The organism is Legionella nautarum (genome assembly GCF_001467895.1).
In the GTDB taxonomy this organism is placed as follows: Bacteria; Pseudomonadota; Gammaproteobacteria; order Legionellales; family Legionellaceae; genus Tatlockia; species Tatlockia nautarum.
Genome location: NZ_LNYO01000019.1, coordinates 46,352 through 62,596, shown reverse-complemented (window position 1 = coordinate 62,596; position 16,245 = coordinate 46,352). Strand labels below are relative to the sequence as shown.

The window sequence follows — 16,245 nt, the reverse complement described above, 5'->3', positions numbered from 1 at the left end:
AAAATGAGGGACCAAAGCTCTTCTGGTAACTCTGGGATTATATTCATTGTACTAACTTCGCGTAATTCTTTCATAATGATCTCTAGTTGCAGAGGATGTTAATTATACAATTTGGTTAAATTTATTGCAATAATTATTTGCTTTTCGAGATTCCTAAATGGAATTCGCGCTTTAATTTTCTTCCCTAACGCAATCAATAGCTGAGTGATTTGGCGCTGACTGCGCTTTGATGCTCATTTTGAATTCGTCTGCTAAACGATCTGCCATGCGTGTTGTTTCTGGCACACGGTATTTGGGTGTTAATTTTAAGATCCACTCACAGGCTGCTTCTAAGGTAATTTTATGGCCGATGGAAATATAAACAGGATTAACACGAGCGCGAGTTCTTAATACGCAACCGATAATATTATCTTTATTATCATGAAGATAAGAAAAGTCACCGCGGTTTTGACCGGGTTGCCCATGGGTTCCATAGAGCCTAGTTTTTCCGCATCCTAGAGTTGGAATATCGTAGGCTAAGCCTAAATGGCAAGCTAAGCCAAAGCGTCTTGGGTGGGCTATGCCTTGACCATCACAAACGATTAAATCCGGTTTAATAGTTAATTGCTCAAAGGCTTTAGCGAGAGCCGGAAGTTCGCGAAAAGAAAGAAAACCGGAGCGATAAGGTACTTCGACAGAGCTCATTGCTTTTTTGACTTCCAGAACGGCTAGTGATTCGGCATCAATAATTACCGCAATGGCAAAAGCTTGATTGCTTTCCAAATCATAAGCAATATCGAGCCCAGCAATCGTTTTTATCGTTCCTTTAATTGTTTGTGGATAAATTAAACCAGCCCATTCTTTTTGATAATGGATTGCCTGTTTGGTATTCAATTGATTATCAATAACGAGATTAGGTGGGTTGATAAGATTCATAGGTTCCTCGAAAAACTCAGAGAGTGGGAATAATTAACTTATGGGGCAATCTCAGGGGCTTCGCCCCAGCGACGGACAAATCCAAGATCAATATCCAATAAATCTAAAGTTCTACCCACGCTATGATTGACTAGATCATCGATAGATTGCGGGTTATTGTAAAAGGCAGGAACAGGAGGCGCGATGATTGCCCCCATTTCAGTGGCTGCTACCATGTTTTTTAAATGCCCGAGATGAAATGGAGATTCTCTGACCATCAAAATAAGACGACGTCTTTCTTTTAGCACCACATCGGCTGCACGGGTTAATAGCGTATCAGTACTGCCTGAAGCGATATCCGCTAGAGTCCGCATGGAACAAGGGGCGATAATCATCCCTAAGGTTTTATAAGAGCCACTGGATAGACAGGCGGCAATATCATTTATATTGTAATGTTTATCCGCCAAGTTATTGAGTTGCCTTGCCGATAACTGAGTTTCTAAAGCGCGAGTTTGCTGGGCTGCTTTGGATACAATGAGATGTGTTTCAACCTCATACTCTTTAAGACATTCCAATAAACGAACCCCATAGATGATACCCGAGGCGCCGCTTATACCAATGATGAGTCGAGATTTTCTCTGAATTGTCATCTGTTGTTTTAACAAGTCTTTGTTCGTTATGGTGTCAAATTGTATCGGGTTATGCACAAAGAGTCAGCAAATTTCCGATTTTTGATTGATTTTTTTACAATACCCATTCGGACTCTGAGGTATCTTTACGAAATGGGGATCCAAGGAATTTGGTATTCATTTTTCCGTTCAGGCTAAGGAGCACGCGTGGCGTACGTCTCGAAGCCTGTCCTGAGGCTCTCGAAGCGGGGGGCTTTTGCGACACTTCGAGACAGCGCTGCGCGCTTCCTCAGTGCGAACGGGTAAAACAAAGCGATCGATGAACTAAATAGTCTATTGAATTTTGTGGGGATACCCCGGAGTGCGAACGGGATAAACCAAACGATCGATGAACTAAATAGTCTATTTAATTTCATGGGGATATCTCAGAGCCCAAACGCAGTCAGGTTGGAAAAATCATCTCAGCCTTGCGGCTATGAGAGTTGTTCCCAATCCTCATTCAATCAATGTTTCTTTTCCCTCATAAGTGTCTCAACCGTCTGTGGATTAGCCAGTGTTGATAAATCACCAAGCTCATGAAGCTCTATATCGTCCTGCTCTGCGATTTTTCGCAAAATCCGGCGCATGATTTTACCTGAGCGGGTTTTGGGTAGCTCAGTCGCCCATTGAATGATATCCGGTTTGGCGATGCTGCCAATATTGTTTTTTACCGTCTCTAATAATTCTTCCCGTAATGTTGGGCTTGGGTGGCTATCTTTTTTTAAACAGATGTAAGCATAAATCCCTTGTCCTTTTATGGCATGAGGTACTCCAACTACAGCAGCCTCGGCGACTTTTGGATGTAGAATTAATGCGCTTTCAATTTCGGCAGTGCCTAGTCGATGTCCCGAAACATTGATGACATCATCAATGCGGCCAGTAATCCAATAATCACCGTCTTCATCACGACGAGCGCCATCGCCGGTCATATAATAATCATTCACCAGATAAGTTTCGCGGAAGCGTTGGTGATCGCCGGCTATTGTTCTTGTGATCGAAGGCCAAGGGTATTTAATAGCTAATTTTCCCTCTGCTGCACCGCTTATTTCCCGTCCCTGATCATCAAGAAGAACGGGATAAATTCCCGGCAAAGGCTTGCAAGCGGCGCCTGGCTTAGCCAAATTTAGATCATTTTGCGGGCAGATCATAACGGCTCCGGTTTCAGTTTGCCACCAGGTATCAACGATAGGGCTACGATTTAGGCCGATTTGCTCCCGATACCATTGCCATACTTCGGGATTAATGGGCTCACCTACACTGCCCAGTAAACGAAGGGATTTGCGAGAAGTCGTTGTCAACCATGCATTGCCTTCGCGTTTCAAGGAACGAATAGCGGTAGGCGCTGTGTAGAAAACATTGACCTTGTATTTATCAATGATCTTCCAGCAGCGTGAAGGATCGGGCCAATTAGGAACACCGGCAAACATGAGCGTGGTGGTTCCATTACATAAAGGACCATAAACCACGTAGCTATGCCCGGTTATCCAGCCTACATCGGCTGTGCACCAAAAGATTTCGTCTTTATCGCAGTGAAATATATGATCCTGGGTATAGGCAACTTGCACTAAATACCCTCCGGTTGTATGCACCACGCCTTTAGGTAGCCCGGTACTGCCGGAAGTATATAAAATAAAAAGGGGATCTTCCGCATCCATTGGTTCTGGTGGACAATCTCTACTGGCCTCTTGCTTTAATTCATGCCACCAATAATTGGATTGGGGATCAAAGGCAATGGAGCTATCGCTGTGTTTGACAACCAACATGGGTATAGCTAAACTTTTTTCCGCTTCATCGGCTTGTCGTTTTAATGGAAAAAAATGACCGCCGCGCTGATAGCCATCGGCAGTAATTAATAGTTTACAGGCCGCTGCTTGTAAACGTTGTCGTAATGCGATGGCTGAAAAACCGGCAAAAACAACCGTGTGTACCGCGCCGATACGGGCGCAGGCAAGCATGGCAATCGCGGCTTCGGGAATCATTGGTAGGTAAATACCTACCTTATCGCCCTTGCGAATGCCTAAGGTTTTTAATACATTGGCAATACGGCAAACTTCCTGGTGTAGCTCGGCAAAGGTTAATGTCCCCTGCTCATCCTCGTCGTCGCCTTCCCAAATGATTGCGGGATGATTCGCCCTGTGAGGAAGATGTTTATCGATACAGTTTGCACTGACATTTAATTTTCCTTCACTAAACCATTGCACATCCGCCGTGGCAAAGCTCCCTTGTAAAACCGTTTTCCAAGGTTTTAGCCAAGCGACATATTTTAGAGCAATTTCGGACCAAAATTGCTCAATTTCCTGCTCGTTAATTTGTTGGGGATCTAACTGCTGATTCATAAAATACCTATTCATTAGCAATTGCTTTGATAATCGCTGAAAAATCTAATTGTGCTTGGCCGGCTTCATTGAATTGCTGATAAAGCGCGGTTGCCAGAGCGCCCATCGGTGTTTCAACACCAACCGTCGCTGCCGAATTTTGGCTTAGGCGCAGATCTTTCAACATCATTGCCGCTGTAAAACCTGGTTGATAGTGATTGTTGGCCGGAACGTTGGGAAGAATTCCTGGCACCGGTGCATAGCGGGTCATCGCCCAGCATTGGCCGGAGGAATTGCTAACTACTTCAAATAAATTTTCTGCGGATAAACCAAGATGTTCTGCCAAGACGAAAGCTTCTGAAATAGCAATCATCGAGATTCCTAAAATCATATTATTGCAAATTTTTGCTGCTTGTCCGCTGCCTGCTGAACCGGTATGAATAATGGTTTTCCCCATGACGCTGAGCAGGGGTTTAGCTTGTTCGAAAGATTTTTCATCGCCGCCGACCATCATTGTCAAGGTTGCTGCCGCAGCGCCTGTGACTCCGCCAGAGACTGGCGCATCAACAACAGAAAGTTGTTTCTCTGTGGCTTGCTGATGGAGTTCCCTGCTTGTTTGGACATCAATCGAAGAACAATCAATATATAAAGTATTGGCCGCAGCGTTGGCAAAAAGCCCTTTTTCACCCAAACAAACTTGGCGCACCTGCTCCCCAGTTTGCAACATCGTTATAAAAGCATCTTGGTTTTTTGCCGCATCAGCTAGGCTGTTGGCAGCGAAACCACCGGCATCCGCCAGCGTTTTTAGGGCTTCGGCTTGTAAATCAAAGCCGGTTACTTGATGCCCGGCTTTAACTAAATTAATTGCCATTGGCAAGCCCATGTGTCCCAGGCCTACGAATCCTATGCGTGCCATCCTGGTTCTCCTTAATCATTCGTTGGCATAACAAAAGCACTCTGAGTTAATTCAGTGACGGGCCATTTACTGGTTACTGTTTTGCGGCGTGTATAAAAATTAATACTTTCTAAACCATGCATATTAGTATCGCCAAAGGCTGAATTTTTCCAACCACCAAAAGGATGGTTAGCAATGGGTACAGGAATTGGAATATTCACACCGACCATGCCTACTTGTACACGCTGGGTGTATTCACGGGCACTGTAACCATCACGGGTGAAAATCGCAGTACCATTGCCGTATTGATGTCGATTGACTAAAGATAAGGCTTGGTCAAAATTATCCACGCGAAGCACGACGAGGACGGGACCAAAAATTTCATTTTGATAAATCGACATGGATTCATTGACTTGATCGAATAAAGTGGGGCCAACAAAATAACCTTGCGGATGTTTAGCGTGCTTAAATGAGCGGCCATCAACGACTAACTTTGCACCCTCTGTTTCACCTTGATCGATAGCAGCAAGCACACGTTCCCGGTGAGCAGCACTAATGAGTGGACCCATATCAGATCCGGCAACATCACCTGCATCAATACGAATAGTTTTGATCAGCGGAACTAATTTTTCGATAAAACGGTCGGCTGTTTCGTTTCCTACCGCCACGACGGCAGAGATAGCCATACAACGTTCTCCAGCTGAACCAAAAGCAGCACCGACAATGGCATTAGCCGCTTGATCCAAATCCGCATCGGGCATAATGATAGAATGATTTTAGCACCGCCAAAAGTATGGGCGCGTTTGCCATGTGTTGTTGCGCTGGTATAAATGGCTTTAGCCACGGGGGTAGAGGCAACGGCGGTGAAGGCGCTAATATCGGGATGCGCTAATAAATAGTCGACTGCTGTCTTATCACCTTGTAAGCAATTAGCTACGCCAGCAGGCAAACCCGCTTCGGTTAATAATTCCAGCAGACGAACTGGCGCAGAAGGATCTTGTTCTGAGGGTTTCAATATAAAGGTATTACCGCAGGCGATAGCAGGGATGATCATCCACACAGGAACCATGACAGGAAAATTAAACGGAGAAACTCCCGCACAGATACCCAAAGGTTGGCGAATGGTATGGCAGTCGATATGCGTTGTCACGTCGGCAGAAAAACTACCTTGCAATTGATTAACCAAGCCGCAATGAAATTCAACGACTTCAATCGCGCGGGCAACAGAGCCTTTGGCATCTTCCAGTGTCTTTCCATGTTCTTTAGTGACTAGCTGGGCTAGGTCGCCCTGATATTTTTCTAAGAGATCCCTAAATTTAAATAAAATCCTTGCGCGTTTGATAGGCGCTGTTTCTGCCCATGCGGGGAAAGCGGCTTTGGCTGCAGCGATTGCTTTGTCACACACGTCTTTATCGGCAAAGTTGACTTTGCCAATGGCTTCTCCGAGTGCTGGATTGTAAATCGTATGAGAATTTGCGCAGGCTACGTCTAATTTTTCACCATTAATATAATGCGGAACTGTATAACCCATTATCGACTCCCTGTAGCAGTGGTTATTGGTCATTGTACTAGCTGGATTTTCATTATCTCCCCAAGCCGGAAGATGAAGAAAATTTTTTAATCTAAGAACGCGGTAATCGTGGCTTGGTAGTGCCGCTTGTTTTCTCCGATTTGCGAACCTCGAGTTTCAATGACCTCAAAGTAAGCATGTTCGCCGGCTTGCAGCAATGCATTTTCGATCGCTTCATCAATGCCAGACTCAGAGTATCCTATGTAATCTCCTTTTTTCACTGTTATCATTTTTTTACCATCCGTAGAGATTAGGGGGACACCAGTGTAGCACGAACCTTTTGTCAGAATGAACTATCCATTCAAGAAGAAGCTTGGGTTTTGATTTTATTCGAAAAGTATAGTGAATATAAAAATTGTATCGTGAAAGAATTTATTGAATAATAAATACCCTATGCAACCAAAGGATTGTCGTCATGCCAATAAATAAAATAGTTCGTGTCGCTGAGGGGATTGAGCTTACTGAAGAGTTACTCGCTAATCTGAAACGCATTTTGGATGTAGAAAAAATCACAATAGAACGCCCTAGTGATTCACCCAAGCTGCAGAAGATATATAAGAAACGCATTGAGATCTTATACCAAGCGTTTAATTTTGTTTTGGAAACAACGCCGCTGAAACCTGGCTCAGATCTGAAGCTACTTAAGAAATATCTTGTATGGTGTAAGGCCCAATGTGCCTTGCCTGATGAGGCGGATATTAAAATCTATCAAAATCTTCTCTCGCAATATACAGCTCTTTTAATTGGTGGTTTACTCGATTATTGTGATGTAACCCATAGTGACACAGCAAAAGGAGCAGAGGAGATAGCAGCCGAATTATTAAATGCAGCCGAAGAGTATGTCATCATGAAAAAAGGAGGTTATGACATCGTAACTCTCGTGCAAATGGATATCTACAATCCTAAAGATCTTGTTATGTTGTGGGATGAGCAACTTCCTCCTTGTTCTGAAGAAACGCTTGCTGACTTAGAAAGAATCGATAAAAGTCCTATCCAAACTACCCCCCAGTGGTTCCGTCAGCTACCCAGTGAGCAGCAAATTTATTTTCATTCTATCAAAAATCTCGATATTTCAATTCGCGATTTAAAATTTCAATTAAACAATTTTCAATTAACAACTTGGCCTGCTATCAAAGCCTTATACGAAGCCAAAAAAACTCACTCCGCGGTTTTTCAACAATCACTTAAATCGATTAGAGATAATGTGAGGTTACCTGCCTGGTTCACTGCCTTATCTTTTGAGCAACAACGATTTCTTAAGCAATTAATCACTGCCAAATCAGAAGAGCTGGGTTCTAACACGACGCTTTTGCAAGATTTGGCAGGTATAAAAGAGCAGCGAATGCCCGCTTGGTATTCATTTATAAATTCTGATCAGCAAAATTTTATTGGGGCTTTATTTTCTTCACAAAATAGCACGATTACTGATTTCGAACTCTGCATTAAAAAATTGGAAGAAACCTTTGCTGATATTGCTTCGAAAAATTCTGAAAAGTTTGTTAAAGACGTGGAGAATTTGAGAAAATTACCCTACTGGTTTTTAACCTTAGAAAATTATGAACAACGTTTTCTAAAAACAGGTATACATCAAGTCAGTAAAGAAACCGGTAAGCTTGCTGACGCAGTGGCATTTGTTCCTAGCCGGCAACGCCGCGTACCTGGATTGGCTAATTTTCGCAGATTGCACTCGTCTATTCTTGACATCCAGGGTAATACTCTAGAACAACACGAGCCAAGCTACGGTTTTGCCCACCTAGTTCCTCGAGATGAGCTAAAAAAACCTCAGCATGTTTTGGATGTTCATACTCGTCGCAATATGAAGACTGTTCTCCAATATGGTGATTTCTTTATATTTCAGACTCTAATTAGCCCTGTTCGAGGAAACTATCCAGATTATGAGCTTGAACAGCAACGTCAAGGAGTCTTGAGGTGGGTGGCTGAAACGAAAAAAGAGGTAACGATTATTCCCACAAACCATGCCCTTAACTTTGCAAAACACTTTGATTACACGACTTCGGATAACCCAAACTGTCTTCTTATTTTGAAAAGGGCAGAATCCTTTCTTTTATTGAACCAACTCCCTGAATTAGAAGGTAGTTGGGATGAATCAGGGATAAAAGAGTTGGTGGCAGAAGCGTTTTCTGATTTGAAGAAATCACCGCTTGATGAAAGCAAAATCAAAGATAAATTAATTGGGTTTATTAAAGCTAATATTGAAAAGTTTCAACCCTCGTCAAATTGGCAACCAGTATTCGTTAAACATTTATCTACCCTATATCGTCGAGAGTCAGATGTAGAAGGTTATGCAGCTTACAGGCAAGAACAAAAGGATTTGGCTGAGCTCGCACGCGAGTATAAAAGTATTCTCAATTCGGGTCCGGGTACGGCAACTTTTCGGGATTACAATGGCAGAGAACTGTTCTTGAGTACTTATGAGCGTTTATTGGCTCCTAAAATCGGTGCAAAAATTTGTGGAGGTTGTGTTAGTTGTAAGGATAGAGAATGGATTGTGCGTTGCCACACGATGGCGGCGCTTGTCTATCAAAGAAAATATGGCGAATGTCCAAGCTTATCTGATCTCGGCAAGAAGCGAGAAAACTTTGTTAATATTGTTGCAGATATTTTTGCCTGGGGGCATGGTTTTGCGGGCGCCGATAAAAATGCTGAAGGTTGTTTCGGCACAAAACATATCGATTCTTATCTGCCCAGCGACATCGTTACGGCAATTAAGGAACGAGTAAAAAATCCGAGTGCAATAGAAATCTACAATACGTTGGCATCGAATAACGAGGTTGCGGAGATTGGTAATGCCCTTGACTTAATCAAACCCGGCTTTTCAAAATTTATCATGCAAGCCTTAAAGTTATCGGATGAAAATCAACTAGAGACACTCAGCCGTCTAAGTGTTGTACTGCAAGAAAAGAAATATTGGCAAGCTAATATTTCCTATATGGCGAGCTTTTTCAAGTCAGGACCCAATGGAATTGGACAAATGCAAGATCGTATGAATACGCGTAAGGAAAGGGCAAATAGGGTCTTTATTTTAGCGGATATTTATTCAGATACTCAGCTACTTCCCAAAGAGAGATCCGATAGGTTTGACCCGACACAAAGAATTTATGATTGTATTTTAGAACTCAATGCAGCGCCCGATCCTAATGCTATCGTGCCGGATATTCTCAAAAGGTTGGAGCAAATTAAAATTGAAGCTTATGAATACAATTCCGGTATTATGAAGGTGGGGGTTTAGGATCTATGTTGGGGCCAAGATCCTGAAGAATCAGCCGATATTAATAGCTTATTTCTTTCGTACCTCTATTCTGAGCCCTGTACGTCATCTACAAAGATGACGTACAGGGTGATCAATCCCTAGAAGTTTCACTAATCGCCCAGCAAACTTTCCAAACCATAGTAGAGCTTATTCAGCCCAAGTACCCGCTGGCAGGCAAGAATAATACCGGGCATAAAAGAGGCTCTATCGATGCTATTGTGAGTTATCGTCAAGGTTTCTCCAAGAGTACCAAAAATAACTTGTTGATTGGCGAGGAAGCCGGGTAAACGCAGCGAATGGATTTTCACTCCCTGATGGGTTCCGCCTCGTACTCCTGGGGTTAGTTCATGCAAAGCCGGCTCCTTGTTGGGAGCGATTCTTGCCTTGGCAATCATTTCTGCGGTTTTCATGGCGGTGCCGGAAGGGGCGTCTAATTTTTGTTCATGATGAGTTTCTATAATTTCAACCTCAGGTAAAAATTTGGCCGCTTCGGCAGCAAAACGCATCATTAAGACAGCAGCAATTGAGAAATTGGGTGCGATAATTCCGCCCAAATGTCGTGTCTCACATTGATCTTGAAGCACTCGAATTTGCTCATCAACTAAGCCACTGGCTCCAATAACGGGACGAGCCCCACTCTCAATGATGGCTAAGCTATTGTCAAAAACGCAATCGGCACGAGTTAGGTCAACAACCACATCTGCTCTAGAGGCGGTAATAGTTTGGCGTAAATTGTCTTCTCTACCTAAGGCGCCTACCAGTTGAAAGTCGGGATGATTTTGAATTGTTTTGCAAGCAAGTGCTCCCATTTTTCCTTGCGCGCCATTAACGATTACTCGCGTTTGCATAGTAGCTCCAAATTAGAAAGAGACAGAAATTTATTCGATGTCTTTTTTAGTTTCTTCTGATTTTGCGAGGGCTTCTTTCTCTGCTGCTTGAGCGGCTTCTCTCGCTGCTTTTTTAGCGGCCTTTTTAGCTGCTTTTATTCTTCTTTTTTCTGCGAATTGAATTTTATTAGCATCACGAACAGTTCGCCAAGCCCAAATGCTTGCTGGAAGCCAACCAATAACGGTCGCTTGCATGATTAAAGCAACAAGGGCACCGCCAGGATTATCTTCGATTAACAAGGCTAACCAGGGGAAAAAAATTGCTAATAATGCCATAAAAAAAAGTTTAATCATCGGCAAGTTACCTAGGATTGACCTAAATAAAGTATACACTCATTAATTTTAAAATAGCGAACCCGAAAATATTCTTAACCTTTTCTTTGCGTTGCAATTATTAAATACAGGGCTTGCAAATCAACGGTAAACGCTGTACATTGTATGCGCATTTTGTAGCCGGAAATTTAGCAACCACATCCCCGCACTAGTTCTGAATAATCCTTTTAAGCGGTGTTGTTCTTGCTACAGGTAAAAGTTATCACACAAGGGTAGTAGCATGAGAAGACAAGAGCTTCATCCGCGTACAGCTGTAATTAATAAAGCACAAAAAAATAAATCTAAAAAAGCTCGTAATGAAGCTTTATCATGGTTAGCAAGTGCTTTTCCACAAATATTTGATAATAGTTTACGAATTCGACCCCTTAAAACAGGAATTATGCAAGATATCCTCGCTTATTCTGAACAAGCATTAGAGGCAGGAATATCGAAGAGTAAACTCCGCGAAGCGGTAGTGCTATTTACTCGCCGTATCGATTATTTAACTTGCCTCAAAGCGAGAGAAATGCGCATCGATTTACAAGGTAATCCAGTTGAGATGGTTACTGAAGAAGAGGCTGAGAAAGCTGCGCTCAAAATAAAAAAACGCGTTGAAAAAAGTGCACGTAATGCGCGTAAAAATCTAGCTAGTAAAATGCCAGGCCATAGCCCGAGAATAGCAAATTCGGCGAATAACCCTCAAACGAGTGCGGAAATGAGCTTTTCTTATCCAGAGCGGGCACCAGCCTACAGTGCGCAAAACGTAGCTCCACAAGCAAGAGTTGCTTCTGTGGTTGTGAAGCACAAAAGCACCCGTCAATTTGATCCCGATGCGGTCGCTCGATTAAAAGAAAAATTGGGTATTTCTCGTAAAACGGAAATTGAGAAGGAAAATATCGAATAAGAAGACCTATAGTTATGGATTAACTATAACCGTTCGGACTCTGGGATATCCCCACGAGATGAGTATCCAAGAAATTTGGGTTCATTTTCTCCCGTTCAGCCTGAGAAGCACGCATAGCGTGCGTCTCGAAGGCCTGTCCTGAGGCTCTCGAAGGGCCTGTCCTGAGGCTTTCCGACACTTCGAGACGGCGCTATGCGCCTCCTCAGTGCGAACGGTGTAAACATAACGCTTGATGAACTAAACCAGTCTATTTAATTTCGTGGGGATATTTCGGAGCCCGAACGGAGCTAGTTAGGAAGATCTTTTGCTAGGTTACGGGTTGAGCAGCTACACTAACGGCTCAACCAATTTTTTAAGCCCCTCAGGCAAAGGAACGGATTGACCCTTGTTATAATCTACCCATACGATTTTACTAGTCCCCTGTGTCATCAATTCCTCACCTTGATATATATCATGATCAATAACCAGGCTAGAGCGGCCGGGGCTGTGCAAAGAACTTGTCAATCTAAGCGTAGCCGGGTAAACAATAGGTTTTAAAAAAGTGCAACCCACGTGAATGACAACCGGACCTGTACCTTGCTTCATATCCAAATTGATACTTTCCAACCATTCAATGCGCGCTTGTTGGAAATAGTCGAAATAACGGCCATTGTTCACATGGCCTAAAGCATCCATATCACCCCATTCAATCGAAAAGATTTTTTGATGAACGGCAATTTTCTTAGTTGTTGTCATGATAAATCCATCGGGTCGATATCCACATTCCAGCGAACATTATTGCTTAATTTGTTCCTTGTCAACCAGAGTCTGAGCCTCGTCAGCGCGTTATGCAGTACTTTCCGTGAAGAAGATTTCACTAATAACTGCATGCGATATTGGTCGGCTTTACGAGCCAAGGGAGCGGGTGCTGGTCCAAGTACTCGGATTCCTTCTGTTTCCAATTGCTCTTTGCTGCTATGAAGAAAATGCAGCACTTTAGCGGGGAGTTTGTCTTGCGCACGAATGACTGCTAAAAAATGATAGGGCGGTAATTCGGCATGCTGACGCATCGCCAATAAAGCTTTAGCAAACGCATCATAACCTTGTTGAATGAGCAAATTCAGTAAGGGATGATTAGGGATATGAGTTTGAATCAGCACTTGTCCAGCATGTTGTGCCCGCCCTGCGCGTCCGGAAACTTGGGTTAAAAGTTGTCCTAGGCGCTCCAGCGCACGAAAATCTTGATTATAAAAACCAGCGTCGGTATCCAGCACGACCACTAAGGTTAAGCGTGGAAAATGATGGCCTTTGGCCAGCATTTGCGTACCGACAATTAATTGGGCTTCCCCATTATTAATTCGTTCGAGTTGCTGGTCGAGTTCATTCTTTTTTCTAACTTCGTCGCGATCAATACGCAAAAGATTCGTGTTAGGAAAATAAGTTTGTAAAAACTCATGTACGCGTTGAGTACCAGCGCCGATAGGAAGCAATTCCGTATTGTGACAAGAACGGCATTGGCTAGGAATTTTTTTTATTATTCCACAATGATGACAAACAAGCCGGCCTAATTTGCGATGTAAAGTAAGGTGGCTATCGCAGGCATCGCAATCAGCCATCCAACCGCAATGATGGCAAAGTAATACAGGAGCAAAACCGCGGCGATTGATGAATACTAAAACCTGATTTCCCTGAGCTAAATGTTCAGCAATGAGAGTCAAACTTTTAGCAGCTAAACCCTGTTGCAAATTAACATTGCGAATATCAAGAAGTTGATAGTGCAGCGGAGAAGTTGCCAGTGCCTTTTGATTAAGCCGTAAAAGCGTGTATTTGTTCAAAACGCAATTATGCATACTCTCTAGACTAGGGGTCGCGGAACCTAAGACTATGGGAATTTTAGCTAAATAAGCACGCATTAACGCCGTGTCGCGGGCAGAATAACGTACACCGTCCATCTGTTTTAAAGAAGCATCATGTTCTTCATCGATAATGATTAAGCCCAAGGATGGCATGGGAGTAAAAACTGCTGTGCGGGTGCCGATCACTAATTTGGCTAAATTATCGTTAGCTAATTGCCAAGCCACTTGCCGTTCTGTTTCGTTTAAGTTGGAGTGGATGACGACCATAGGTTCGCTGAATCGTGCCCTAAAGCGGGCTAATAATTGCGGCGTGAGACCAATTTCGGGAACCAAGATCAGCACCTGCCGTCCTTGCTTTAACAGCTTAGTAATGAGTTGTAAATAAACTTCCGTTTTCCCACTCCCTGTGACGCCTTGTAATAAAAAACAGTGATAAGTTTCTAGGTGTTCTGTCAATTTATGGAGCGCAAAAGCTTGTTCTTCATTCAAGGCTAAGGGTCTGTCTGATGGTGGGCTGGGTTGTTCTGGGAGGGCAATTTTCTGAGTGCTTGAAATAAGATTAAGCGCTAACAAGGCGTTTAATTGCGATGGACCAAACCCTTCTTTCACCAAAGCCGCTTTACTTAGAGGACCTTGCTGATTTAGATAATCAAGCAGTGCCAATTGTTTTTTTGCCCGAGGACTAAGGCTTTTTTCTGCTGTCTCTAGCGGCACAAGCAATTCATAATAATCGCAGCTAGGTAATTCTCTAGGGGCTCCTAAACGATATTTTTTAGGCAAGGCAAGAGGAATTACCTCCGATAAAGGCGATTGATAATAAGTACTGACCCATTGACACAATTCGAGTAGCGTTTCACTAAATAGCGGTTGCTCATCAATCAGGCTAGAAATTGATTTGAGTTGAATCTTGCCGTCTTCAGATGCGTGTTGACCAATTACTAGACCTAAACGAGTTTTATTGCGAAAAGGTACCCAAACACGAGCGCCGATAGAGGGATTTAAATTTCCAGCTTGATAGTAAAAATAATCGCGATTGGTATGCGGAATGCAGATTTTATATCGCGTGTTCAACTGCGTTGCCATTCGTGGCTTGCCGATTGGCCAGGCGCTGAAAACACTTTGATTAGGACTTTTTCAATGCGATGGCGATCTAATTCCCCCTTGTCTTTAATTAACTCCTCGACAAACCAGCGCGACAATTCTTCGACAGTGATATTGGTTACTGGCATGAGTGTGACATCTTCTTTGAGAAATGGAATTTTCTTATGGTTAAAGGTGAAATAATAATAAGCCTCATCTTCAGCATATTCCAAAAAAGGGGAAAATTGCGGCATTAAAAAAGTTTGATTTAAATAACGACATAATTTATGAACACGTTCTTTATAATAGCGATAATCAAAGGTCATCCCATTTTCTTCTACCCAAGTGGTGAGGGCTAAATAAACAGCATACATGTGGCCATGCAACGGTTCGCGCTCTGTTGCTGAGAAAATAGTGGTGTGGCCGGCTGAAAATTTCATCGACTCTTTTTGTAATTCCACAGTAGTTAAGTATTTTTTTATCATAAACTCGCTCGTTTATCTTGTAATTGAAAACCAGTTAAGGTCAATTCTATTTGTTTAGTGAGGGCAATCACCTTGAACAATTCGCCCATTTCACTGGGTTGAATGAGTTGTTTAACCGCTTGCTGAGTTTTCAATCGTTCAGGCCCATCAGCCAGATTTTCCAATAAGCTTAGCAAACCGTTAGCCAGCAAAAAAGAGGCTTGATTGCAGTAGCCTGCAATATGAAAACCGGCGGCATAAGCGGCTTCAGCGAGATGGGTAAAATCCACATGCGCAGTAATATCTTGTTCGCCGACATGAATGAGTGGATTCGTATGTGCCTGATGGTGATAGTGGCACATTAATGTGCCGGTATTGCGATCCGGGTGATAATATTCATGCCTGGGGAAGCCATAATCAATGATAAACATCGCGCCTTGATTGAGCATCTTAGAACACTGCAGGATCCAATCATCGATAAATAAATTCACTTCAGAAAGATAAGGGACTTGCTCTTTGGGAAAATTAGTTTCGAGATAAGCGAGTAACCGTGGATTAGTACAAGGTTTAAAAATTTCGATTAACTCGCCTTGATCATTAAGGCGAATAAAACTTTCCTGAATCCCTTCTGGCGTTTGTAAAAAGCGATGAACAGGCATGGCATCAAGTACCTCATTGGCAATGATCACGCCGTTGAATGCTTGTTCAGGCCAGCGTTCTAGCCAGGTTAGGCGATCAAACAAATGCGGAATTTCTTGTTGAATTAGCTCAGCCTGCCGTTGACGTAAATTAGCACTGACTTCAAGGATATAATAAGTTTGCGGCAAGCAGCCCATGCGCTCTAATGAGGTTAAGAGATCAACGCATAAACGTCCTGAACCAGCGCCGAATTCAAACAAAACCGGTGAGGACAGCGTTACTAGTAATTCTTTGCATTGATGGGCAAGCGTTTGTCCAAATAATGGCGTTAATTCGGGGGCTGTGATGAAATCGCCATTTATACCGAATTTTTGTAATCCTGCACTATAATAACCAAAATACGGTGCATAGAGCGCTTGCTGCATAAACTCAGCAAAAGGCAGATCGCTCTGCTCTAATTGAGTGTGAATCGATTTTAATAAACTCATAAACTGATTAAAATTTATAAAAC

Annotated in this window: 13 protein-coding genes and 1 pseudogene; 2 read left to right on the top strand and 12 right to left on the bottom strand. The window is 42.9% G+C overall.

Annotated elements, in window-relative coordinates; all coding sequences use genetic code 11:
* Positions 1 to 171: 171 nt before the first annotated feature.
* From nfi to Lnau_RS10340, 6 genes and pseudogenes are all read right to left on the bottom strand, one after another.
* Positions 172 to 915 (bottom strand): deoxyribonuclease V, encoded by a 744-nt coding sequence (nfi, locus tag Lnau_RS10365; protein ID WP_058505077.1) that lies wholly within the window; start codon positions 913 to 915, stop codon positions 172 to 174.
* A 38-nt stretch (positions 916 to 953) separates the two neighbouring features.
* A complete protein-coding gene (locus tag Lnau_RS10360) occupies positions 954 to 1,544 on the bottom strand; it encodes a UbiX family flavin prenyltransferase (protein ID WP_058505076.1) in 591 nt (196 codons plus the stop codon).
* Positions 1,545 to 2,026: 482 nt separating this feature from the next.
* On the bottom strand, positions 2,027 to 3,898 hold the full coding sequence (gene acs / locus Lnau_RS10355; RefSeq protein WP_238585966.1) for an acetate--CoA ligase: 1,872 nt from the start codon (positions 3,896 to 3,898) through the stop codon (positions 2,027 to 2,029).
* 7 nt (positions 3,899 to 3,905) lie between these two features.
* Positions 3,906 to 4,793, bottom strand: a complete 888-nt coding sequence (gene mmsB, locus Lnau_RS10350; RefSeq protein ID WP_058505074.1) for a 3-hydroxyisobutyrate dehydrogenase — start codon at positions 4,791 to 4,793, stop codon at positions 3,906 to 3,908.
* 11 nt (positions 4,794 to 4,804) lie between these two features.
* Positions 4,805 to 6,303 (bottom strand): annotated as a pseudogene (locus Lnau_RS16915) (CoA-acylating methylmalonate-semialdehyde dehydrogenase).
* A gap of 86 nt (positions 6,304 to 6,389) precedes the next feature.
* Positions 6,390 to 6,572 carry a dodecin domain-containing protein gene (locus tag Lnau_RS10340; RefSeq protein WP_058505073.1) on the bottom strand — a complete coding sequence of 61 codons (183 nt, stop codon included), beginning with the start codon at positions 6,570 to 6,572 and terminating at the stop codon, positions 6,390 to 6,392.
* 185 nt (positions 6,573 to 6,757) lie between these two features.
* Here Lnau_RS10340 and Lnau_RS10335 point away from each other — a divergent pair, with 185 nt between their 5' ends.
* Positions 6,758 to 9,592, top strand: a complete 2,835-nt coding sequence (locus tag Lnau_RS10335; protein ID WP_058505072.1) for a hypothetical protein — start codon at positions 6,758 to 6,760, stop codon at positions 9,590 to 9,592.
* A gap of 131 nt (positions 9,593 to 9,723) precedes the next feature.
* On the opposite strand, the gene dapB is transcribed toward Lnau_RS10335, so the two are convergent.
* A complete protein-coding gene (gene dapB, locus Lnau_RS10330) occupies positions 9,724 to 10,461 on the bottom strand; it encodes a 4-hydroxy-tetrahydrodipicolinate reductase (protein WP_058505071.1) in 738 nt (245 codons plus the stop codon).
* A gap of 30 nt (positions 10,462 to 10,491) precedes the next feature.
* Positions 10,492 to 10,794 carry a YqaE/Pmp3 family membrane protein gene (locus tag Lnau_RS16985; protein WP_058505070.1) on the bottom strand — a complete coding sequence of 101 codons (303 nt, stop codon included), beginning with the start codon at positions 10,792 to 10,794 and terminating at the stop codon, positions 10,492 to 10,494.
* A 259-nt stretch (positions 10,795 to 11,053) separates the two neighbouring features.
* Here Lnau_RS16985 and Lnau_RS10320 point away from each other — a divergent pair, with 259 nt between their 5' ends.
* Complete coding sequence (locus tag Lnau_RS10320) at positions 11,054 to 11,716, top strand: ProQ/FinO family protein (RefSeq protein ID WP_058505069.1); 663 nt, start codon at positions 11,054 to 11,056, stop codon at positions 11,714 to 11,716.
* A 327-nt stretch (positions 11,717 to 12,043) separates the two neighbouring features.
* Here Lnau_RS10320 and Lnau_RS10315 read toward each other — a convergent pair whose 3' ends face one another.
* Genes Lnau_RS10315 through Lnau_RS10300 form a run of 4 tightly spaced genes read right to left on the bottom strand, consistent with a single transcriptional unit; the run spans position 12,044 to position 16,222 of the window.
* Positions 12,044 to 12,451: an acyl-CoA thioesterase gene (locus Lnau_RS10315; protein WP_058505068.1), complete on the bottom strand. Its 408-nt coding sequence runs from the start codon at positions 12,449 to 12,451 to the stop codon at positions 12,044 to 12,046.
* Entirely contained in the window at positions 12,448 to 14,622 is a 2,175-nt protein-coding gene (locus Lnau_RS10310) for a primosomal protein N' (protein ID WP_058505081.1), read from the bottom strand. Before Lnau_RS10310 ends, Lnau_RS10315 begins: the two co-directional genes overlap by 4 nt.
* Positions 14,619 to 15,113, bottom strand: coding sequence for a 6-pyruvoyl trahydropterin synthase family protein (locus Lnau_RS10305; RefSeq protein WP_133134945.1), 495 nt, complete (start codon positions 15,111 to 15,113; stop codon positions 14,619 to 14,621). The genes Lnau_RS10310 and Lnau_RS10305 overlap by 4 nt, the downstream gene beginning before the upstream one ends.
* Positions 15,113 to 16,222 carry a class I SAM-dependent methyltransferase gene (locus Lnau_RS10300; RefSeq protein ID WP_058505080.1) on the bottom strand — a complete coding sequence of 370 codons (1,110 nt, stop codon included), beginning with the start codon at positions 16,220 to 16,222 and terminating at the stop codon, positions 15,113 to 15,115. Before Lnau_RS10300 ends, Lnau_RS10305 begins: the two co-directional genes overlap by 1 nt.
* Between the last annotated feature and the right edge of the window lie 23 nt (positions 16,223 to 16,245).